The sequence below is a fragment of the Pedobacter sp. ASV1-7 genome (assembly GCF_040203335.1).
Classification (GTDB): domain Bacteria; phylum Bacteroidota; class Bacteroidia; order Sphingobacteriales; family Sphingobacteriaceae; genus Pedobacter.
Genome location: NZ_JBEHBV010000005.1, coordinates 82,444 through 103,956, shown reverse-complemented (window position 1 = coordinate 103,956; position 21,513 = coordinate 82,444). Strand labels below are relative to the sequence as shown.

Genomic DNA, 21,513 nt, shown 5'->3' with positions numbered 1-21,513 from the left:
TATTCCTATTTTTGCTCAAAAAATATTTTATATGAAAATAACGCTCTTATCATTTTTCGTAATGATATTTACTTTCGTTGCGAGGGCACAAGATGTAACAAGTCAATACACTTGGATGGAACATCCAGATTTTGTAATCAAAGGGGATGAACTGAAGAATTTTCCTGGTGGACAGTTAAGTGAAATGCTAATTGGACGACTCCCTGGAATAGATCATATCAATACTGCGAATCTGGAATCTCAGGTTGTGTTTATAGTAGACGGTTTTGTATGGAAAAGTATTGATGCAATTTACATTAATAACATTGAACAGATTGCTTATTATCGAGGAGGTTTAAATGCTAAGCTGGGTGTCCAAAATGAAACACCTAATGGTGTAATTGTAATTACTACAAAAACCGCGAAGTTTAAGCAGCCGCTAAAAGTAGATGTGAATACAATATTGGGAAACAATTTTTATAAGAAAGAGTTGGTTAACAAGGAAAACCGTATGCTGCAAAGCTATAATGTAGCTTTATCACAGGGACTTGATAAATTTTCATGGCGTGCATCTGCTGGATTTAATAGTGCAACCAGAAATCTTACTGGTTTTGATTTTACCAGGCAATTTCAATTGAATGGAGATTTACGGTTTTCACCCTTAAAATGGTTAGATCTTGGATTGAATGCAAATTATGCCCCTGTTAAAGGAAGTCTGGAAATAGGTAATATTCAGCTTGCTAATTCTAGTACAATGAATTCTCATGCTAAAATTAAACACGATGATTGGAATGGTACATTTTATATGAATGTCAAACCGGTTAAGGGTTTGTTAAATGAAATTAAAGTCTTAAAAGGGAAAACAGTCGTTGATCAAGGCTTGAATACTGAAACCTCTCGTTATTATGATCCCAGTTATACTGCGGAGTCTCACTCAAACGAATTGAGGAGTGGCAAGTATAAATATTTGTCTTTTCAGGATGATTTAAGTTATCGTTTTAGCGTAGATGAAGATAAGATCAGATTTAAAGCTGGAGCAAATTTTCAGTACCATAAATTCAATTCAGATTACGAAGTGGTATCTAAGAGTTTTTTTAATGGACAACAATCAAATTCATTTGAGAATTTAACTAAAAGTTGGCTTGAATATTACACACTTGTAGGTGATCTTTCTGTTAACTTTTATGATGTTTTGTTCTTAAAAGGTGGTGTTCGTTCAGACAAGTCTAAAAAATCATTGACAAAAGCTATTTATGCGCCATTTTTCTATGCTGATTTGAATTTTAAACAGGTTTTACTAAAAGATGTAAATGAGGTGAATGAAATTCGCTTGTTTGGATCTTATGGTGAATATCGTTCATTTGTCCCTTTAATTACTGAATCTAGTATGATAGGTATTACTGACGAATTCGCTAATATGTTTATCAATGCGAATTTAAATGATGATTTAGATAAAGTAAAAGTGCGGAACTTTGGTTTGAAGACTATATTTTTTGATAGATTAAAGCTGTCAGCTGATTGGTATAAAAATGATAATAATGCCTTTATAAGCGTAAGTATACCTTCGGTTGGTAATGGGTTTGAGACAATGGTGGTTCAAGCTAGAGTAGCATATAGCGGGTGGAGAGTTTGGGGATCAGCAGATGTTTTTAAAAATGCTTTATTTAGGTGGAATACTGGATTGAATTTCTTTAAGAATAAAACTAAAATGGTCTCAGGTAATCAGGTGGACTTGAATTCTAATGTTGATTTTAAACTTGCACTTCAAGCAGGTATGCAACAGCATTTCTCTTATGATAACTTTTCTTTGAATCTAAATGGTAGTGCTTATTTTAATCATCCTGTAATCAGCCCTGATTATTCTGGAAACATGGTTCTATTGCGGAGTGAAAAAGCTACTTTTATCAATTTAAATTATTTATCATTTGGCTATAACTTTAAAGATCAGATTTCCGATAAAAAACTAAAAGATCTGAATATAAGTCTTGTTGCCAGAAACCTGGTTCTAGATAAAAGATATGTAAATGATGTTATTTTATCTAAAACAGTTGGTATTGCTTTAAATGCTAGCTTTTAAAAGGTAAAAATGTTTTATAGCAAAAAGGGGTGCAGTTTTTTAACTGTATCCCTTTTTAATTTTCGAACAGATTTAAGACCTGTTTTTTGTATTCGCCCAAAATTTCGATTCATTATTCCATAAGGTAATAAAATGTGAAAAATAAAAGGTATTTTAGATTTACGGTAACGTAACCGTTTTGTCTCTTAAAAACAATCTTAATTAACGTACTGCGAATTAATCATCTGGATAATGGATGAAAGAAACAGCAGATCTCAACACCCGGGTACGTAACCGAATAATCTATTATTTAATTAAACTAGCATAATTAACCATACAGTGTAAATCTAAATCCCTAAACAAAATGATGAAAACAAAGAATTTTACTGCAACATGTTTCCTTTTCGGGATTCTATTTGCTTTAATCCCAGGAGTAGGTTATGCCCAGGGACCTCTAAATGTGAGTGGAAAAGTTGTAGATCGAACTAATCAAATTACTTTGCCAGGTGTAAGTATAAAAATAAAAGGAAGCAGTGGCGGTACGTCCAGCGATGTGAACGGAAATTTTCAGATTGCTACAAAATCAACCGATACCTTAGTTTTTTCTTTTATCGGATATCAAAGTAAACAGGTTGGTGTAAATAACCAAACCAATTTAACAGTTCAACTAGAACCCGAATCGAGTAACTTAAATGAGGTTGTGGTAGTAGGTTATGGAACTCAACGTAGGAAAGACATGACAGGAGCGGTATCTTCCATTAAGTCAGAAGATTTGGTAAAGGTAGCTACGCCAAGTTTTACATCAGCTATTCAGGGTAAAATACCTGGTGTATATGTCTCACAAACTTCAGGCGCTCCAGGAGGCTCTTCTTCCGTACGGATCAGAGGCGTTGGTACAACTGGAGGTAACCAACCTTTATATGTGGTTGATGGTTTTCCAATAAGTAGTGGAAGTATGGGAACTGGTCGGAGTTCAGATAAAGTTGATGGCTTATCTGTTATTAATCCTAATGATATCGAATCTATCGAAGTATTGAAAGATGCGGCCTCAGCAGCGATTTATGGTTCTAGAGCAGCGAATGGAGTTATTTTAGTGACGACTAAAAGAGGTAAAGAGGGGCAGGCAAAAGTGAATTTTAACTCATCAGTTGGTATGGCACAGCTATGGAAAAAACCTAAGTTTTTGAATGCTGAACAATTTGCAACCCTTGCGAATGAACTCTATACCAATTCGAATATGACCCCCAATCCTGAATGGGCAAATCCTGCTTCTTTTGGAGAAGGAACAAATTGGATTGACCAGGTTTTTAGAAATGCTCCGGTTCAAAATTATGATTTCAGCGCCTCTGGCGGTACAAAGAAATTAAAAGCAGCCGTTTCTCTGGGTTTTTTAGATCAGGATGGAACCATGATTGAAACGAACTATAAGCGCTATACAGGTAGATTTACAGCAGATTTAGCGGCAAGTGATCAATTGTCATTTGGTGGTTCCCTTGCCTATACCATTACACAATCTCAAGGACAGCAGAATCAGGTAATGAATTATGGCATTTTTAACCTGGCACAGCAATTTTATCCTACACTTGGTCCGGATGCAGTCATAAATGGTTCTTCCGCATATTATACCACACAGGGAGATAATCCAGTGCTTCGGGCAAGGTCAATGGACAATCGTTTAAAAAATTCAAGGGTTTTTGGAAATGTGTTTGGAGCTTATGAAATCATCCCTGGATTAAAATTCAGGACAAGCCTGGGTATTGACAACGATAACAATAGAAACACTTCCTGGGAGCCTACCGCAGAACGTGGGCATTATAGAAATCTTCAGGCTTATTTGAGTGAAACGGCAGCTGTTGATTTAACCTGGTTAATTGAGAATACCCTTTCCTTTAATAAGATCATTGATAAGCATAATATATCAGCCGTTGTTGGACAGACTGCACAAAAGAGCGAAACTGACTGGATTACAGCTGTGGGGAGAGAATTTTCTAATGAGCAATTGCAAGTTATTAATGGGAGTAAAACAGATTTGAGGGAAGCAAGTGGTACACGAGGCGATTATGCATTGGCTTCTTATCTGGCACGTGTGAATTATAGTTTTAACGATCGTTATTTATTCTCATTAAGTATCAGAAGAGACGGTTCCTCTAATTTTGGACCAAATAATAAATGGGGTAATTTCCCCTCGGTATCGGCAGGATGGAACATCTCAGAAGAAAATTTCCTAAAAAAAGTATCCTTTATTAATGCATTGAAAATCAGAGGTAGCTGGGGACAATTAGGTAATGATGCCATCGGGGCTTTCGGTTATTTGAATACTATTAGAAGTGGAACGGCAAGTGATAATTATGTATTCGGCCCAAACCAGGATTTAATTTTAGGAGCTTCTATGTCCAGACCTGGAAATCCTAATTTAAAATGGGAAACTACAGAACAAACAAATATTGGTATAGATGCCTCTTTGTTAAATAATTCTGTTTACCTGACAGCCGATTATTATGTTAAGAACACAAAAGATATGTTAGTTAACCTGCCGGTTTCTTATGAAGCTGGTTTTACTACAGCTCCATCTGTAAATGGAGGTGCGGTACAAAACAAAGGTTTTGAATTTTTACTTGGTTACAAAACTGAAGTAGGGGGATTGAAAATTGATGTCAATGGAAATATTTCAACGTTAACCAATGTGGTGACTAGCTTGGGTGTGGGCAGACCAATCAACGGACCAACAATTAACTTTACCAGTATGAGCTCTTCTTATACGGAAGTTGGCCAGCCAATAGGATATTATAGAGGTTATGTGGTAGATGGAATTTATCAGACTAATCAAGAAGTCAATAAAACTTTACAGCCTAATGCAGTAGCGGGAGATTTTAAGTTTAAAGACATTAATGGTGATAATATTTTGTCTGACCTTGATAAAGTGAAATTAGGAACACCATGGCCAGATATCATGTACGGAATGAACCTGGATTTATCTTTTAAAGGTTTTGATTTAAATGTATTGCTACAAGGTGTCGCCGGAAATGAGATCTACCATTCTAATAAGTTTTCCATCTATCCGATGAAGTATTTTGGTGGAACAGGAGTTGTGAACAGTTCTATAAATGTTTTAGAAAGATGGACACCTGGAAGCGGTAAAAATGAAATTCCAGCATTGAAATATGTAGATGCCAATGGGAATTATGCAAATGCTTCTTCTTTTTATGTGGAAAAAGGCGATTATATGAGAGTTAGGAATATTGTTTTGGGTTATAGTTTACCTTCCGCTGTCTTTAATAATTTAAAGACTTTTAAGAGCCTGAGGTTTTATGTAAGTGCTCAAAACCTGTTCACTTTCACTTCTTACTCCGGATTTGATCCTGAAGTGGGGAGTACAAATCCAATTAGGGCAGGAGTTGACGACGGCGTTTACCCAATGCCAAGAACTTTCACCGCAGGTATTAATCTTACGCTATAATATTCAGAACTAATCTTAAAAAAATGAAAACAGGATTTAAATATATAATGCTTTTTATAAGCATAGGCATTTTTTCTTCATGCACCAAAGATTTTCTAACCTTAACACCTAAGGATCAGTTAACGGATGCTAACTTTTTTAAAACTGAAAAAGATGCTCAATCAGCCCTTACCGGTGTTTATGGACAATTACAACCTAATGAAACTTATGGTGTATCTATAGATGCTGCCGATATTGAGTGGGCTATGAGTGGTGATTTGTATGAAATGGACGGATCTGCAGCGAGGATTGAAATCCATTCCCTGAACTTACCTGCCAGCAATACAAAAATAAGAGATGTGTACAGTCAAACCTACATTGGAATAAGCCGCGCTAATTTAACGATCTCCAGAGTAAGTAAAATGGAGGGTTTAGCTGATGACGTGAAAGCAAAAATTGTTGCTCAGGCAAAATTTTTAAGGGCCATCTATTATTATCGCCTGGTGAACTATTTCGGTGGTGTTCCTTTAGTGCTGGATGAGCTTGATGCTTCTTCAAATATGGAAATTCCTAGGGCTAGTGCTAAGGATATCTGGGTGCAGGTAGAGAAAGACTTAAATGATGCAATTGCTGTTTTGCCTCCAACCTGGCAGGGAAAGGACTTAGGGCGTGCTACCAAAGGTGCTGCTTTAGGTTTTCTAGTGAAAGCTTATTTATGGCAGGAGAAGTGGCCTGACGCTGTTAAGGCAAGTGAGGATATCAATGATTTAAAAATCTATGATATTGTGCCGAATTTCAGAGATGTATTTTTGGAAACTAATGAAGGAAATGAAGAAATGCTTTTCGCAACTCAGTTTCGTGGAGGAAATGATGGCGAGGGTAGTAACATTGTTTACAGAACAGCACCTCGTGGAGCTCCATCTCAATTTACAGGTTCCGGAGCATGGAGTAATTTTGTTCCACAGGCACATTGGGTAGAAGCATTTGAAAAGGATCAGACTGGCAGAATCAAAGATGATCGTTATTGGAGAGCTATCATTGGTCCAGGAGAACCTCATCAGGATATGGCAGCTTTTGTAATGCCTGTTAATGTTCCTGCCGGTTGGTCTAAATCGGGTTATATCCTTACTAAATATTGGCAAAAGGCAACTATTGGAAATTCTGGCGTAAATGCACCTGTATTGCGCTATGCCGAGGTGGTATTGAATTACGCTGAAGCTTTAAATGAAGTGGGTCGCAGTCAGGATGCCATGATTGAAGTGAATCGTATCCGTAAGCGTGCTAAATTAGATCCAAAACCACTTACCTTGGGTAAAGACGATGTTCTTGATGCTATATTTTATGAAAGAAGAATGGAATTTATCTGGGAATCTGCAGGTGCTTTCTCTGATTTAAACCGCAGAGGTCGTTTCCTGGACTTTATTCGTGACAACAGACCCAATTATTCAACCTTAGATGTGGCGAATAAACCATGGCTTCAAACTAAGCCTATACGTTTGCCAATTCCACGGGAGGCATGGGAAAGAAATAGAGCCCTTGAACAAAATCCTGGTTATACTTTCTAGAATCCATTGCTAATAAAAACGGTCAAGTAAAACCATGTTCTACTTGACCGTTCATTAAGCCGATTCACTTAGGCTTATTCTTTCTTAGTATCTGTATGCTTCAGGTTTAAACGGACCTTCAACAGGAACACCAATATAGTCTGCTTGATGCTGATCTAATACATCCAGTTCAACACCAATTTTAGCCAGGTGTAAACGTGCAACTTTCTCATCTAAATATTTAGGAAGAACATATACTTTGTTCTCATATTTATCAGTGTTTGTCCACAATTCCAATTGCGCTAATGTTTGGTTTGTAAATGAGTTAGACATTACAAAACTTGGGTGACCAGTTGCACAGCCTAAGTTTACCAAACGGCCTTCAGCCAATAAGATGATATCTTTGCCGTCGATAGTATACTTATCAACCTGAGGTTTGATCTCTACTTTAGTATCACCATAGTTTTTATTTAACCAGGCAACATCAATCTCATTATCAAAGTGACCAATATTACAAACGATAGCTTTGTCTTTCATGGTTTTGAAGTGTTCAGCACGAACGATGTCACAGTTACCAGTAGTGGTTACAATGATATCAGCTTCTTTAACAGCTGTAGCAAATTTCTTTACTTCATATCCTTCCATTGCAGCTTGTAATGCACAGATCGGGTCAATTTCAGAAACAATAACACGTACGCCTTGTGAACTTAAAGATTCTGCAGAACCTTTACCAACATCACCATAACCGGCAACAACAGCAACTTTACCAGCCATCATTACGTCAGTTGCACGACGGATCGCATCAACTAATGACTCACGGCAACCATATTTGTTGTCAAATTTAGATTTAGTAACAGAATCGTTTACATTAATTGCAGGTAAGTGCAATGTGCCATTTTTCATGCGCTCATATAAACGGTGTACTCCTGTAGTCGTTTCTTCAGATAAACCTTTAATCGCTGGAATCAGCTCAGGGAATTTGTCGAACACCATATTAGTTAAATCGCCGCCATCATCAAGAATCATGTTTAATGGCTGACGCTCTGGTCCGAAGTGTAAAGTTTGTTCAATACACCAGTCGAAGCTCTCTTCGTCTAACCCCTTCCAGGCATAAACCTGAATACCTGCAGCAGCAATTGCAGCAGCGGCATGATCTTGTGTGGAGAAGATATTACATGAAGACCAGGTTACTTCAGCACCTAGTTCTACCAATGTTTCGATTAAAACCGCAGTTTGGATGGTCATGTGTAAGCATCCTGCAATGCGTGCACCTTTTAAAGGTTTTGATGGTCCGAATTCTTCGCGTAATGACATTAATCCAGGCATTTCAGCCTCTGCCAATCCGATTTCTTTGCGGCCCCATTCTGCCAGTGAAATGTCCTTAACTTTGTAAGGAACGTAAGTTGTCTCTACTGATGACATATTATTGATTTTTAAGTTTATGAAATCCAAGCTGTTCTAAGAACTTGATTTCGTTATGCAAAAGTATGCAATAGTTGAACCAAATTCAAAAGCAGAGTGTTGATATGACTTATCCTAAAGTAATTTAACGGTAAAAACTAAAGCGTTAAGCCGATAACCTTTGATGCTAACTACAAGTGCTGTACATTTGTATATTGAAATAGGAATTAATTAAGAATTAAAGTATATGTATCCAGAATATTTAGTAGAACCGATGCGTGCAGAACTTACTAAAGTAGGTTTTGAAGAATTAAAGACTGCAGAAGATGTTGACAATGCCATCACTGGTGAGGGGACTGTCTTCGTAGTTGTAAACTCTGTATGTGGCTGTGCCGCTGCTAATGCACGTCCGGCAGCAAGACTGGCCGCAGCTAACGAAAAACATCCTGATAAACTGGTAACAGTATTTGCAGGTATGGAAAAAGAAGCCGTTGATAGAGCAAGAGGTTATATGATGCCTTTCCCGCCGTCATCACCAGCAATGGCTTTGTTTAAAGATGGTAAATTGGTTCATATGATTGAACGTCATCAGATTGAAGGGCGTCCAGCTCAAATGATCGCTGATAGCTTAATCGGAGCATTTGATCAATATTGCTAATCGCAAAAAGAAATAATAACTGGGGCTATCTGAAAAGGTAGCCCTTTTGTTTTTCACTTATTTTTCAGAGATATGGTATAGGACTTTTCTATACAGCTCATCCGGTAAAAATGGTTTGATCACTATGTCGTCAATTCCAGCTGCAAATACCCTGTCCTCTATTTCATCAGGTAGGTTTGCAGTTAGTGCAACAATAGGCAAAGTAACGCCATTCTGTCGCATTTGCATGCTTGATTTATAGCCGTCCATTACAGGCATGTGCAGATCCATCAAAATCAGCTTATGTCTGTTTACATCCAGTTTATCCAATGCTTCCTGTCCATTCAGGGCAACTTCGATTGTAGCTCCCCAGCGTTCCAGATATCTTTGAGCAACAAGTACATTCATCAGATTGTCTTCAACAAGCAGGATATGTACTCCTGAAAGGGGTTTGTCGCTTTCTGTTGGTAAATGTTCTTGCTTGCTATGTTCAAGGGTTTTGTCGCTTTTTTCAAAAGTCTGTACAAAATAGAAAGTCGAACCTTTGCCTTCATTACTAATTACATTCAATGATGAGTTTTGTAGTTCAAGTATCCTTTTGCAGATAGATAGTCCTAAGCCGGTACCTCCAAAACCTCTTGATGTGGAAGAGTCAGCTTGAGTAAACCGTTCGAAAATAATCTTCTGTTTATCTTTAGAAATGCCTATCCCTGTGTCTTTTACTTCAATGGTTAAGGTGACAAATGTTTCAGTTTGTACGGTTAGATTTACTGCAACCTGGACAAAACCTTGATTGGTGAATTTTATAGCATTATGAACAAGGTTTGTCATTACTTGTGATAATCGGGTCGGGTCACCCAGTAATTTATTGTTTAACCTCTGATCAACATGAAGCATGAGTCCAATTCCTTTATCATTGGCTGCACTTTGCATTCCGGAAACAATGTTACCTGCAATGGAGGCTACATCCATTTCAATTCTTTCGAAGGTAACTTTACCTGCTTCAATCTTATTCAGATCTAAAATGTCATTAACAATAGAGAGGAGGTTGTTTGCTGAAAACAGCATCACATCAAGCTGCTCTTTCTGATCGTTTCTCGGGGTGTTTTTTAGCAAAAGATGGCTCATCCCAATCACGGCATTTAGCGGAGTTCTGATTTCATGACTCATCGTGCTTAAAAATTCACTTTTAGCTCTTAAGCCTTCTTCTGCTTCAATTCTAGACTTCTTGAGATCAAAAGATACTCTGTGAGATAAGATGAGTGATTGAAGAAAGAAAAAACTAATGTATAACACAAAACACAATAGTTGGAATGTTGGAATGAATGACCAATAATTAAGTAAAGTAATTGCAAAGACAGGCATTAATGCAATCGTACTTAATAGCGTGTAAATTGCTCCTGGTCTTTTTCTTTTGTAGGCAATGATATATACATAAGGTATATAAATCAAGCAAGAAGTCATTACGATCAGGAATGGATTGGTTAGCTGCGAAAAGTAATACGGCGATATTATCATACTTGCAACGGAGAAGCCGAAACACAATGATCCAATAGCCCATATAATTATTTTATTTACTTCGCCTGGATATAGGTATCTGGTATATAAAGTAAATAGACTAATTCCTAAAAATAGACTCAAATATTCAAGCCGGATCATTAGGTCCCAACTTACATCTGGAAGTATTGTATGCAGTACATAATTGTCTGTTCCTGCTACTCTATAACTATACACTATAGAGAATAGAGCGAACAATAAAATGGGCTTGTCTCTGTTACCCATCAGGTATAATCCTAAGAAGAAAAGACCACCCATAATCAGGCATCCTGTCAATAAAAGATCAATGGCCTCGGTTTGTTTTCTGTCTAAAATAACCTTATCCTTATTGCCAATCCAGATGTTTTTCTTAATCCCCGCCTTTCTATGGGTAAAGTTTGAAACCTGCAATACGAGGTTTAATGTATCTGCGCCACCTGGTACATCTATTGTTTTATGTTCCCAATATGGAATGAAGTTATCGGCAACAGTACTAACTTTTCCATTTTTTCCCACTAAACGCCCATTCACGTATAGTTTGTATGCTGAATAAACATCTGGCATAGCAATTTTTAAAGACTGTCGTGATTTTGGTAATATAACTTTGACAGAATAAGTACCATAACCAAATGCAGGTAAGCTTTTCCCATTTTTTTTATCTGTCCAGCTGTAAGGAAAGTCTACCAGTTCAGCATTACCATTTTCTATATTTTTAGGATCTAACAGTTGGTTCCAGTAAAATAACCATTCGCCCTTAAGAGGGATTTTGTTCTCTAAATTTTGTTCGCGAAGATCTATTACCCCATTTTTTGCGACAGGGATTTCTACATTAGAATTTGCAAATACACAACTTGTAAAGCAGCATAGCATTAGCCATACGCTATAAAAACACTTACTTAACTCCATTAAGAATATTAAAATACTTAATTAACGGTTTGGGGTTAATCAATTAATGATTTTAATTTTTGCGCTAATATATGTTAATTAACAAGTTAATAGCAAAAAATTAGAAGTCCTTATTTAATAATTTTTCTAATTCTCCGAATGAAACATTCATTCGCACTCTTCCTTGTTTGGCATAGGCAATTTCTCCTGTCTCTTCTGAAATTATAACTGCTACAGCATCAGCGGTTTCTGAAATGCCTATACCTGCACGATGGCGGAGGCCAAATTGCGGAGGTAGTTTATCATTATCAGTTAGAGGAAGAATGCAGCTGGCACTTTTAATTTTATTTTCTGCAATAACTACAGCACCATCATGAAGTGGACTGTACTTTTGAAAAATACTTTCAAGTAATCGTTTTGATATTTTAGAATCGATTAGCTCGCAGCTATTCGCAAATAGTTGATCATCATAGAACTTAACAAATACAATCAAAGCACCTGTTCTGGTCTTTTTCATGCTTTTACAAGCATCAATGATAGGTTTAATTCTGATCAGGTTATTTTGTTCAATATTCTTGCTGCCAAATAAATAACCCCACCAGGCTTTGTTTTGTTGTAAAAATGTATTTTTTCCAATTAATAGGAGGAATCGCCTGATTTCCGGTTGGAATATAACAATCAAGGCAATAATTCCTACATTCATGAACTGATTTAGGATATTCGAAAGCAGCTTCATGTTAAGGGCAGCAACAACCCAGTATATTACCAGGATAATAACCATTCCCAATAATAGGTTTACAGCCAGTGTATTTTTAATCAGGTTGTAAATGTAATATATGATCAGTGCAACCAGAATAATATCTACTGCATCTGTCACTGTTATTTTTAAGAAATCAAATTCTAATGTTTTCACCCGTATTATATTATGCTGTTTGTAAAAACAGCTTTATGTTCTTAATGCCAAGTTAGGAATTTTAGCCATATTATTGTTGTTGCATCTTTGTAACCAATGCAATGCACTCTACCGCAGCTTTTACATCATGAACTCTTAAAATATTTGCCCCTTTTAATAGCGCTATTGTATTCAGAGTTGTTGTCCCATTTAACGCTTGCTCAGGGCCACCACCTAGGAATTTGTAGATCATAGATTTTCTCGATAATCCTGCCAGAATAGGAAGTTCAAGAATATCCAGATCACTCATGTGTCTTAAGACTTCGTAGTTCTGTTCTAGGGTTTTTGCAAAACCAAATCCTGGATCCAGAATGATATCATTTACACCTAAATTTTTCAACTCATCTACTTTAACAGAAAAATAACTGATCATATCCAGCATTAAGTGATTATAATCTGTATGTTGTTGCATGGTTTGTGGAGTACCTCTCATGTGCATCATGATGTAGGGGACTTTTAAGCTGGCCACAGTCTGAAACATAGCTTCATCCATATTACCGGCTGCAATGTCGTTTATAATATGTGCGCCGGCTTCAATCGCAAAACGGGCAACTTTAGCCCGAAAAGTATCTATTGAAATCAAAACATCTGGGTAGCTTTTTGTGATGGACTCCACTACCGGGACAATCCGGTCTATTTCTTGTCGCTCAGTAACATCAATTGCACCGGGTCTAGAAGAATAAGCACCAATATCTATAAATTTACCACCTTCATTAATTATTGTTTCAGCACGTTGTAAAGCGAGCTCCAATGAACTGATACGGCTATTGCTGTAAAATGAATCGTCGGTAAGATTAAGTATTCCCATGACAGACGGACTACTCAAATCGGTGATTCTGCCTTTAACGTTTAGTGTGGTCTTTCGGTTTAAAAATGTATCTTTAGCCATGTTTTAATACAAACTTAGATAAAAAAGGACTGGTATTAAAACGGGTTTTAACTTATTATATTAATTGTTTTGGCAACAAATACATCTCAGGAATTCGACGCTGTTATAGCGGTTTGTAAAACGCTTTTTTTAAAGAAAACAAAAGATTATGGTACAGCATGGCGTATATTAAGACCAGCGTCTATTACTGACCAGATCTTTATCAAAGCGCAACGTATCCGTACGTTAGAAGAAAAGAAAATCTCTAAAGTAGGGGAAGGAATTATTCCTGAATATATCGGCATCATAAATTATTGTATAATAGCAATGATGCAACTGGAACTGAATGAAAGTGACCCGCTTGAAATGGAATTGAAAGCTGTGGAAACAAAATACGAGGAACTGGTAAACGAAAATAAGGAACTCATGTTTAATAAAAACCACGATTATGGAGAAGCCTGGCGTGATATGAGGATCAGTTCATTAACGGATCTGATTCTGATGAAGATCTTTCGTGTGAAGCAGATCGAAGATAATATGGGGCAAACAATTGCTTCTGAAGGAGTGAAAGCGAATTATCAGGATATGCTGAATTATTCAGTGTTTGCGTTGATTAAATTGGGAGTACAGTAATGAAGAAGATCGCGTTAAACTTTTCAAGGATATTTGTTGGGGTCCTTTTTATATTTTCAGGATTAATTAAAGCGAATGACCCACTGGGCTTCGGTTACAAATTACAGGAGTATTTTGAGGTATTCCACATGTCGTTCCTGGGCGAATTTGCTACCGGTATCGCTGTATTGCTTTGTGTATTGGAAATTGTACTTGGAGCTTTACTACTATTTGGCTTTTGGAGTAAAAAGGTTACAGGAGGATTGCTACTTGTAATTATATTCTTTACTTTTTTAACTTTTGTATCAGCTGCATTTAAAGTGGTGACTTCTTGTGGATGTTTTGGCGATGCTATTCCTTTAACTCCATGGCAGTCATTCTCTAAAGACCTGGTTTTACTAGTGCTGATTATTTATCTGTTTATGCAACATAAGTTGATCAATCCAATAACAGAAAACGCTAAGGTACAATCTGCATTATTGATCATTGTGACGCTGGCATCAACATTATTTGGTGTTTACACTTACAGCACACTTCCAGTTATTGACTTCTTACCTTATAAGATTGGAGCAAATCTGCCACAGTTGATGAAAATTCCTGAAGGAGAAAAAGGAGATGAGTATGCAATCATGTATAATATGCACAACAAAACAACTAACGAGAAAAAGGTGATGAGTGATAAGGATTATCTAAAAACTGAAATTTGGAAGGATGAAAATTGGGAGATTGTAGGTGAACCAGAGAAAGTACTTGTTAAAAAAGGATATACGCCTAAAATTATGGATCTGATGATTAGTGATGCATCGGGGACTGATTATACTAAAGAATTAATAGAAAACCCATTTTACAACCTGGTTATAGTAGCTTATAATCTTAAGGATGTAAATGAAAATGCTATTGCTAAGATTAATGCAATTGCTTTGAATGCAACAGAACAATTTAATATTAGAACAGTTTTGCTTACTTCTAACTCTGCAAGTGATGCTGATGAGTTTAGTAAACGGATGAAATTGTTTGCAGAGGTTTTTTATGCAGATGCAGTACCGCTAAAGAGCATGGTCAGGTCAAATCCTGGTGTAATGTTGCTTAAAAACGGTGTTGTCATTAACAAATGGCATTACAATACTATGCCAACCTTTGATAAATTGGCTGATCAATATTTTAGTAAGTAAATATGCTGCAATACGCCATTAAAAAGATCTTGTATGGATTTGCTGTAATGGCTGGCGTAATTGTAGTGGTGTTTATTTTGTTTAACATCCTGCCGGGAGATCCGGCAAGGATGACAATGGGACAACGGGCTGATGTTTCTTCTCTTGAAGCAGTAAGAAAGGAGTTTGGACTAGATAAGTCTAAGCCTGCGCAGTTCTTTCTTTATCTTAATGATCTTTCCCCAATTGGTTATCATGAATGTACTGCAGCCGATAAAGAGAAATACAACTATTTAAAGCTAATTCCTGTTGGCGATCATGTGCTTGCATTTAAATGGCCTTATCTAAGGAGATCTTATCAAACGAAAAGGGATGTGACAACTATTTTGTCGGAAACTGTTCCCAATACCTTTATTCTGGCTTTTACAGCAATGGTATTTGCAACCATTATAGGTGTGTTTTTAGGTGTAATATCTGCAGTAAATAAGGATACCTGGATTGATAAAGTCGCTAATTCCTTTGCTATATTGGGAATCTCCGCACCTTCTTTTTTTGCTGGAATCATCATAGCCTGGCTTTTTGGTTTTGTTTTAAGCGATTATACAGGGCTGAATATGTCGGGTAGTTTGTATAGTTACGATCCATTTAAAGGAGAGATTGTGACCTGGAAAAACTTATGGCTTCCTATGGTAACATTGGGTTTAAGACCACTTGCAATTATTGTTCAGTTAACACGTAGTGCTATGCTGGATGTATTGGCACAGGATTATATCCGAACGGCAAATGCGAAAGGTTTGAGTCGTAATGCAATTATTTATAAACATGCACTGAAAAATGCGCTGAATCCTGTTATTACGGCCATATCAGGTTGGTTTGCTTCTTTATTGGCAGGGTCATTTTTTGTAGAATACATATTTGGGTATAATGGACTTGGACGTACTACGGTAAATGCACTGGAGATGTCTGATTTTCCTGTTGTTATGGGATCCATTCTTTTTATAGCCTTTATATTTGTGATAATTAATATTTTGGTTGATATATTATATGCCTTTGCAGATCCAAGGGTAAAACTTGCATAAATGATGAAAATATTTCTGATAGGCTTTATGGGCTGTGGGAAAAGTACAATGGGCAAAAAACTTGCTCAAAAATTGGGGTATACATTTGTTGACCTTGATCATGAGATAGAGAAAAACCTGGGGAGCACCATAGGTGCATACTTTGCTGGTCATGGTGAAGATGCATTCAGGAAGCTGGAAAGTGAAACTTTAAAAACTTTTGATTATCCAGCAAATGTGGTAATAGCAACCGGAGGTGGAGCACCTTGTTTTTTTGATAATATGGACTGGATGAATGAAAATGGCTTATCCATATACATAGAAATGTCTCCTGCAGCCTTAGCAAAACGTTTGGAAAGTGGGAAAGATAAACGTCCCTTGCTTAAAGACCTGACAGAAGCACAAATGATTGAGTTTATCGAAAAGAAACTCAATGAACGCAACGTGTTTTATCAACGTGCATTGCTTAAGGTAAACGGAATAAACCTCACCGCTGATGCGATGAGGGCAGCAGTTTTAAGCTGGCAATAAAGTTTAAATCTGCCAGACTTATCTGTAGATATTTGGTCTCTTCTTCATGGCCTGATCTACGGAAAGCGGACCAGAACCCACTACCCAGAACAAGACAAGCAATAACAAGACAAGGATTGAAAGCCATAACTCATTGTTAAGGACTGAGAACCCTCTTGAAAGGTTTACAAAAAATACTGCAATGATCAATATTGGAATCTGTATTACAGCTGCAAAACGTGTAAGTAGGCCAATAGTGATTAAAATGCCTCCTACAAGATGTACAAAGCCAACAATGTGTAGTCCAAGGCTAGACATTAATCCCGAGAAAGCATAAGTGTTGTTTTGTAGTAACATGTCTTGTAATGCTGCGGTATTGCTTACAATGGCAATGCCTTTGCTAAAGATGAGTATACCTAATACGATGCGTATCACATCAAGCCATTTGGTACGATGAACGTCACCCCAGTGCTCAATTTTTTGAATAACTGTCATATAGAATGCCTTCTTTTTAATGAAGTCCTCTATTAAAGTTAATGAAAAGCTATGAAAAAAACAATAGTAAATTATTAACAATTAGGTGGTTAAAGTAATTTCCAGGTCAGGTCAGCTTGCTGTTGTAAAACAGAAGAAAACTGTTGTCTTGGTGGTAGATCCAGGTAAGGATAAGTTACTTTCGATAAATAAAGTCCCTGTGGATGAGCAGGGGTGATCAGCTCAGGGGTTCTATTCTCGATCAGATAGCTTTCAAACTCATCAACGCTCAAAACTCCTTTCCCAATTTTTAACAATTGGCCCATGATAATCCTGATCATTTTACTTAAAAAACGATTGGAAGAAATCTGGAAACGAAGATGATCTCCATTTTCATCTACAGATAAACTTGCAGATCTGACAAAGCATAGAGTGTGTTCATATTTATCTGGGCTTGTACAAAAAGCCTTATAATCTTTGTAGTTAGGTAGTATCGAAGCTGCTTGTTTCATTTTGTCAAAATCAAGCTTGTCCAATAAATAAAATGAACTTAGTCCATTCAAAAATGGATTTTTATAGGTATGCAGGAAATAATCGTAAGACCGTTGCACAGCATCAAACCGGGCATGTTGTTGCCCATCCATAGGAATGATATCGAAGACCGCAATATTGCCCGGTAAGGATTTATTAAGCCTAAACATCAGATCAAAATCCCAGGGCTGTTCCACATCCATATGGAAAAAGAACTGACTGGCATGAACTTGTGCATCAGTACGGCCACAACCGTTAATAAATATGGGGACTTTTAAGATATCAGTAAGTGCTTTTTCCAAAACACCCTGTACATTCAATATTCCAGGCTGTTTTTGCCAGCCACTATAATTTAATCCGTTGTAACCTATATGAACAAAGTATCTCAATTTCTTTCTATTTTCTTCCTGCTCTCTTATTCAATTCTTCAATTGGCATATTCATCATTCTACCAATTGGGTTTTTACCTCTGTAAGTGATGACTTTTAACATGGTCGCATCTTTTGGAGGTGTTAATTTTTCCGTATATTTTGGATAGAAGCGATCAGGGAATGAGTTGTCAAAACTGTAATAAATATCCAATCCTGAAACCTCGGTACTTAAATCAATCAGAAGTTGTTTATCTGCTGATCTGCTGACTTTAAATATAGGATCATATACACTTGGCGCATATTTGGTTTCTGCTGCGTCCAGGCGCTTAAAATGTTGTTCTACTCTACTGAAAAAGTTAGGCCAGTTTTTTTTGGCTGGGGGAGACCAAACCGATTCTGCAATTGCCATACCTCTAGGCCAGGTCATGTATTCAGCCTGACGGATGTTATACACTTGTTCTGTCCATAGATTTGCCTGACCTCCTTTAATGTATTTAGGATCAACAGATAACGGTACAGGATCAAATTGGTAAGCTTTGCTCAACCTGAGAGAAGCATAAACACGAGGTTCAGTGATTACATCAGCCTGCATATAATCCAGATAAGCAAATTCGGTGGGACTCATTACCACCTCATGTTTATTTTTGGCAGCTTCAATACCATATTTCATTCCTCGCCAAGCCATAACAGCTGTATTGGGTGACATGTCGCCATTCAATATTTCATCCCATCCTATAAATTTTTTCCCTTTCGATTCAACAATCTTTTGAACACGCTTTTCAAAATATCCTTGTACCTGATGCATATTCTTTAAACCTTCCTTAAGCATCAATGCTTTGATGGCTTCATTTTTCTCCCAGAAATTGAAAGGAGCCTCATCTCCACCCATATGTATATATTCGAAAGGGAAAAGAGCCGCAACCTGGGTAATAACAGAATCTAAGAAAGCATATACCTTTTCATTTGCCGGACACAATGTATTGTCTACCAAAGCTATCGGAGGAGCACCTCTTGACCAGTCCATAATGCGTTCTCCGGAACGTACCTTATAATTTTCTGCACCCGGTGTGCAGGATAATTCGGGATAAGAGCTGATTGCAGCAAGACTATGACCAGGTACATCAATTTCAGGAAGAACATTGACAAAACGTTCTTTCGCATATTGCACGATCTCTTTAATGTCCTCTTGTGTGTAAAAGCCACCGTAATTACGTGGTTCATCCGCCGCAGGAGCTGGAAAAGTTCCAAAATCACCTACTTTTTTAACACTCCATGCACCAATTTCAGTTAGCTTAGGAAAGCCCTTAATCTCTATTCTCCAACCCTCATCATCGGTTAGATGTAAATGTAAGATGTTGTATTTGTAACGCACCATTGCATCTATATACTGTTTTACTTCTTCCTTAGTGAAAAAGTGACGAGCAACATCAAACATTAAACCTCTCCAGCCTAAGCGTGGGTAATCTGTGATTTCAACGCAAGGAACTTTCCATTCTATTTGTTCGGTACTTCTGCTATGCTCGGCCTCAATTGGCTCTTTACTTTCAATAGCGGCCGGAAACAATTGAAGCAGACTTTGTACACCATAAAACAAACCCGCTGCCTGATTGGCTTTAATGGTGATGTGATTTGGGGTAACAGTCAATTGGTAACCCTCATTACCAAGTGTGTGGTTTATTTTGTCATTTATTAATAAATGTATTTGTGCACTTTCCGATTTGCCACTTACAGAAGTTACAAAGCTGCCTGTAGGAACAGATAGTTTTTCTTGTAAAAAAGTAAGCACCTGATGTGTTTCAGGTGTAGCTGTACATTGAATAGTCACATTAGTCGGTAAAACGAAGTATCCTTCCTTTTTAGTCACTTCTACAGGTTCTGGAATAATAGCTATCTCGGGTGGGACATTATTTAGAGGATTATTAAACTCTGCAGTGCTTGTTATCTGTGAAACTGAAGTTTGTCCTAAAACTGAACAGCTAAACAGTAGAAAAAATAGGGCAGAAAGGATATTCTTCATTGATGATGTGTTTTTCGGATGTTATATTCTTAAAACGGCTGCAATTTACCAATTACTTTAGTGCATCCAATACGGTAAATAGTTTCTTATTTATTCCTGAACCTGAATAATTATTGACATTGATAACAATAATGTATTTATTTCCTGTATTGCTGGTATAATATCCTGCAAATGCGGAAACATTGTTTATCGTTCCGCTTTTAATTTTCATGCCATTGTATTCTGGAAAAGCTTTATAATAATCGCCAAACCAGTTTTCTTTTTGAGCCTGAAATAAAACATTTGCGACTGCCTGGGTTGTTATCCGGTTTGCTGGTGAAAGGCCACTTCCATCAATTATATTCAGCGCATTTTTGTCAATTCCTTTAGCTTCCCAAAACTTAATTTCTGTTTCTACACCATCAGCAGTACTTGCTGTTTTTCCTGATTTTAATGCGAGGGTTTTTAACATGGTTTCACCATATAGGTTAATACTCTTTTTTAAAAACCAATAAGTGATTTCTGATAAGGTAGGAGAGGTAATGGTACTGATCTTTTGCGTAATGTTAGCTATTGATTGTCCGTTTAACGCCATGATTCTTGTGGTCGTAACGGGTTGTGTGCTTACAATTCCTAAAAGTTTTAAGGTGTCCTGCAATCGGTATGCACAATCATAAGCAGGATCTGGAATTGCACCTGAAATGCTGCTTTTACGGATTCCAATACCCCAGGTTCCTCTTAAGTAAGCCGTGTTACCATAAGGAGGTAAAAATAAATAAGCATTATCACCACTACCCGAAGCCCCTGTTTTTAGCTCATTCATCACCTTTAAATAGGGCATTTCTGGAACTGTTTTTATTATTCCAGCATCATCTCCTTGTCTAGAACCGGGTTTTAATTGGATGTCAAATTGATTTTCACGCCATGATAATCCCGAAGTACCTGCTCCGTAATAATTACCCATGTCCTGCCATGTCCAGCCCTCAGGAGTAGTCTGGGTTCCAAAAATACGGTCATCTCCAATAATGGCTCCTTCTATTCTTTTAATACCTGCTTTTTTTATTGCATTAGCCCATTCTGTTAAAACAACATTTTCTTTATTCTGGTAGCGGTCAGAACCTAAAGTCGGATCGGCACTTCCAATTATAATCAAGTTGCCCTTTAAAACCCCATCAGTGGTAATATTACCCGTGTAGGCTAGTGTTGTTTGATACTGAAAATCTTTTCCCAGGATACTTAGAGCAGTTGCAGCTGTTATTACTTTTAAGGTTGATGCTGTAGCTAATCCTATTTGTTCATTCCTGGCAAAAAGTGGGCTGCCTGTATTGGCATCTAAAACACAAAGTGAGGAAATGGCATATTTTGTCTGTGGATCAGATTGAAAGATGTTGTAAGCTTTTTCCAGTTTCTGTATCGGAGTCTGTGCGATCGTGAAACTGCTGATAAAGAACAGGATTAAAAGAGATGGAATAGATCTATTAGACATAAGCTTTTAAAATTAAAACGGCCATCATGC

Annotated in this window: 16 protein-coding genes; 8 read left to right on the top strand and 8 right to left on the bottom strand. The window is 37.1% G+C overall.

The window, feature by feature from the left end:
* Positions 1-31: 31 nt before the first annotated feature.
* The 3 genes from ABDJ41_RS13025 (at position 32) to ABDJ41_RS13015 (ending at position 7,036) form a co-directional block, all read left to right on the top strand.
* Positions 32-2,056 carry a TonB-dependent receptor gene (locus ABDJ41_RS13025; RefSeq protein ID WP_349786484.1) on the top strand — a complete coding sequence of 675 codons (2,025 nt, stop codon included), beginning with the start codon at positions 32-34 and terminating at the stop codon, positions 2,054-2,056.
* Positions 2,057-2,399: 343 nt separating this feature from the next.
* The gene (locus ABDJ41_RS13020; RefSeq protein ID WP_349786483.1) at positions 2,400-5,492 is read left to right on the top strand and encodes a SusC/RagA family TonB-linked outer membrane protein; all 3,093 of its coding nucleotides are present in this window, start codon (positions 2,400-2,402) and stop codon (positions 5,490-5,492) included.
* A gap of 23 nt (positions 5,493-5,515) precedes the next feature.
* Positions 5,516-7,036 carry a RagB/SusD family nutrient uptake outer membrane protein gene (locus ABDJ41_RS13015; RefSeq protein WP_349786482.1) on the top strand — a complete coding sequence of 507 codons (1,521 nt, stop codon included), beginning with the start codon at positions 5,516-5,518 and terminating at the stop codon, positions 7,034-7,036.
* Between the two features lie 84 nt (positions 7,037-7,120).
* Here the strand turns inward: ABDJ41_RS13015 and ahcY are convergent, their stop codons facing one another.
* Positions 7,121-8,437, bottom strand: a complete 1,317-nt coding sequence (gene ahcY / locus ABDJ41_RS13010) for an adenosylhomocysteinase (protein WP_349786481.1) — start codon at positions 8,435-8,437, stop codon at positions 7,121-7,123.
* A 226-nt stretch (positions 8,438-8,663) separates the two neighbouring features.
* Here ahcY and ABDJ41_RS13005 point away from each other — a divergent pair, with 226 nt between their 5' ends.
* On the top strand, positions 8,664-9,074 hold the full coding sequence (locus tag ABDJ41_RS13005) for a BrxA/BrxB family bacilliredoxin (RefSeq protein ID WP_349786480.1): 411 nt from the start codon (positions 8,664-8,666) through the stop codon (positions 9,072-9,074).
* A 57-nt stretch (positions 9,075-9,131) separates the two neighbouring features.
* Here ABDJ41_RS13005 and ABDJ41_RS13000 read toward each other — a convergent pair whose 3' ends face one another.
* The 3 genes from ABDJ41_RS13000 to folP form a co-directional block, all read right to left on the bottom strand.
* The gene (locus tag ABDJ41_RS13000; protein ID WP_349786479.1) at positions 9,132-11,495 is read right to left on the bottom strand and encodes an ATP-binding protein; all 2,364 of its coding nucleotides are present in this window, start codon (positions 11,493-11,495) and stop codon (positions 9,132-9,134) included.
* A 100-nt stretch (positions 11,496-11,595) separates the two neighbouring features.
* The gene (gene cdaA / locus ABDJ41_RS12995; RefSeq protein ID WP_349786478.1) at positions 11,596-12,387 is read right to left on the bottom strand and encodes a diadenylate cyclase CdaA; all 792 of its coding nucleotides are present in this window, start codon (positions 12,385-12,387) and stop codon (positions 11,596-11,598) included.
* Positions 12,388-12,457: 70 nt separating this feature from the next.
* Complete coding sequence (gene folP / locus ABDJ41_RS12990) at positions 12,458-13,315, bottom strand: dihydropteroate synthase (RefSeq protein WP_349786477.1); 858 nt, start codon at positions 13,313-13,315, stop codon at positions 12,458-12,460.
* Positions 13,316-13,384: 69 nt separating this feature from the next.
* On the opposite strand from folP, the gene ABDJ41_RS12985 reads away from it, so the two are divergent.
* The 4 genes from ABDJ41_RS12985 to ABDJ41_RS12970 are packed head-to-tail and all read left to right on the top strand — an operon-like array spanning position 13,385 to position 16,646.
* Entirely contained in the window at positions 13,385-13,927 is a 543-nt protein-coding gene (locus tag ABDJ41_RS12985) for a DUF1599 domain-containing protein (protein WP_349786476.1), read from the top strand.
* Positions 13,927-15,078: a BT_3928 family protein gene (locus ABDJ41_RS12980; protein ID WP_349786475.1), complete on the top strand. Its 1,152-nt coding sequence runs from the start codon at positions 13,927-13,929 to the stop codon at positions 15,076-15,078. The genes ABDJ41_RS12985 and ABDJ41_RS12980 overlap by 1 nt, the downstream gene beginning before the upstream one ends.
* A 2-nt stretch (positions 15,079-15,080) precedes the next feature.
* Complete coding sequence (locus tag ABDJ41_RS12975) at positions 15,081-16,136, top strand: ABC transporter permease (protein WP_349786474.1); 1,056 nt, start codon at positions 15,081-15,083, stop codon at positions 16,134-16,136.
* Entirely contained in the window at positions 16,137-16,646 is a 510-nt protein-coding gene (locus ABDJ41_RS12970) for a shikimate kinase (protein ID WP_349786473.1), read from the top strand.
* An 18-nt stretch (positions 16,647-16,664) separates the two neighbouring features.
* On the opposite strand, the gene ABDJ41_RS12965 is transcribed toward ABDJ41_RS12970, so the two are convergent.
* The 4 genes from ABDJ41_RS12965 to dacB all read right to left on the bottom strand — a co-directional run bounded on the left by ABDJ41_RS12965 (position 16,665) and on the right by dacB (position 21,483).
* Positions 16,665-17,120, bottom strand: coding sequence for a DoxX family protein (locus tag ABDJ41_RS12965; protein WP_349786472.1), 456 nt, complete (start codon positions 17,118-17,120; stop codon positions 16,665-16,667).
* 89 nt (positions 17,121-17,209) lie between these two features.
* The gene (truA, locus tag ABDJ41_RS12960; RefSeq protein WP_349786471.1) at positions 17,210-18,019 is read right to left on the bottom strand and encodes a tRNA pseudouridine(38-40) synthase TruA; all 810 of its coding nucleotides are present in this window, start codon (positions 18,017-18,019) and stop codon (positions 17,210-17,212) included.
* 7 nt (positions 18,020-18,026) lie between these two features.
* A complete protein-coding gene (locus ABDJ41_RS12955) occupies positions 18,027-20,018 on the bottom strand; it encodes a beta-N-acetylhexosaminidase (RefSeq protein WP_349786470.1) in 1,992 nt (663 codons plus the stop codon).
* Between the two features lie 52 nt (positions 20,019-20,070).
* Positions 20,071-21,483 carry a D-alanyl-D-alanine carboxypeptidase/D-alanyl-D-alanine endopeptidase gene (gene dacB / locus ABDJ41_RS12950; protein ID WP_349786469.1) on the bottom strand — a complete coding sequence of 471 codons (1,413 nt, stop codon included), beginning with the start codon at positions 21,481-21,483 and terminating at the stop codon, positions 20,071-20,073.
* Positions 21,484-21,513: the final 30 nt, after the last annotated feature.

Excerpts from the sequence above, each read along its gene's own strand:
- ABDJ41_RS13015 (WP_349786482.1), top strand. The coding sequence starts at position 5,516 with ATGAAAACAGGATTTAAATATATAATGCTTTTTATAAGCATAGGCATT.
- ABDJ41_RS13020 (WP_349786483.1), top strand. The coding sequence starts at position 2,400 with ATGATGAAAACAAAGAATTTTACTGCAACATGTTTCCTTTTCGGGATT.
- ABDJ41_RS12955 (WP_349786470.1), bottom strand. The coding sequence starts at position 20,018 with ATGAAGAATATCCTTTCTGCCCTATTTTTTCTACTGTTTAGCTGTTCA.
- ABDJ41_RS13005 (WP_349786480.1), top strand. The coding sequence starts at position 8,664 with ATGTATCCAGAATATTTAGTAGAACCGATGCGTGCAGAACTTACTAAA.
- ABDJ41_RS12965 (WP_349786472.1), bottom strand. The coding sequence starts at position 17,120 with ATGACAGTTATTCAAAAAATTGAGCACTGGGGTGACGTTCATCGTACC.
- ahcY (WP_349786481.1), bottom strand. The coding sequence starts at position 8,437 with ATGTCATCAGTAGAGACAACTTACGTTCCTTACAAAGTTAAGGACATT.
- ABDJ41_RS12970 (WP_349786473.1), top strand. The coding sequence starts at position 16,137 with ATGATGAAAATATTTCTGATAGGCTTTATGGGCTGTGGGAAAAGTACA.
- ABDJ41_RS13000 (WP_349786479.1), bottom strand. The coding sequence starts at position 11,495 with ATGGAGTTAAGTAAGTGTTTTTATAGCGTATGGCTAATGCTATGCTGC.
- dacB (WP_349786469.1), bottom strand. The coding sequence starts at position 21,483 with ATGTCTAATAGATCTATTCCATCTCTTTTAATCCTGTTCTTTATCAGC.
- ABDJ41_RS12980 (WP_349786475.1), top strand. The coding sequence starts at position 13,927 with ATGAAGAAGATCGCGTTAAACTTTTCAAGGATATTTGTTGGGGTCCTT.
- ABDJ41_RS13025 (WP_349786484.1), top strand. The coding sequence starts at position 32 with ATGAAAATAACGCTCTTATCATTTTTCGTAATGATATTTACTTTCGTT.
- folP (WP_349786477.1), bottom strand. The coding sequence starts at position 13,315 with ATGGCTAAAGATACATTTTTAAACCGAAAGACCACACTAAACGTTAAA.
- ABDJ41_RS12975 (WP_349786474.1), top strand. The coding sequence starts at position 15,081 with ATGCTGCAATACGCCATTAAAAAGATCTTGTATGGATTTGCTGTAATG.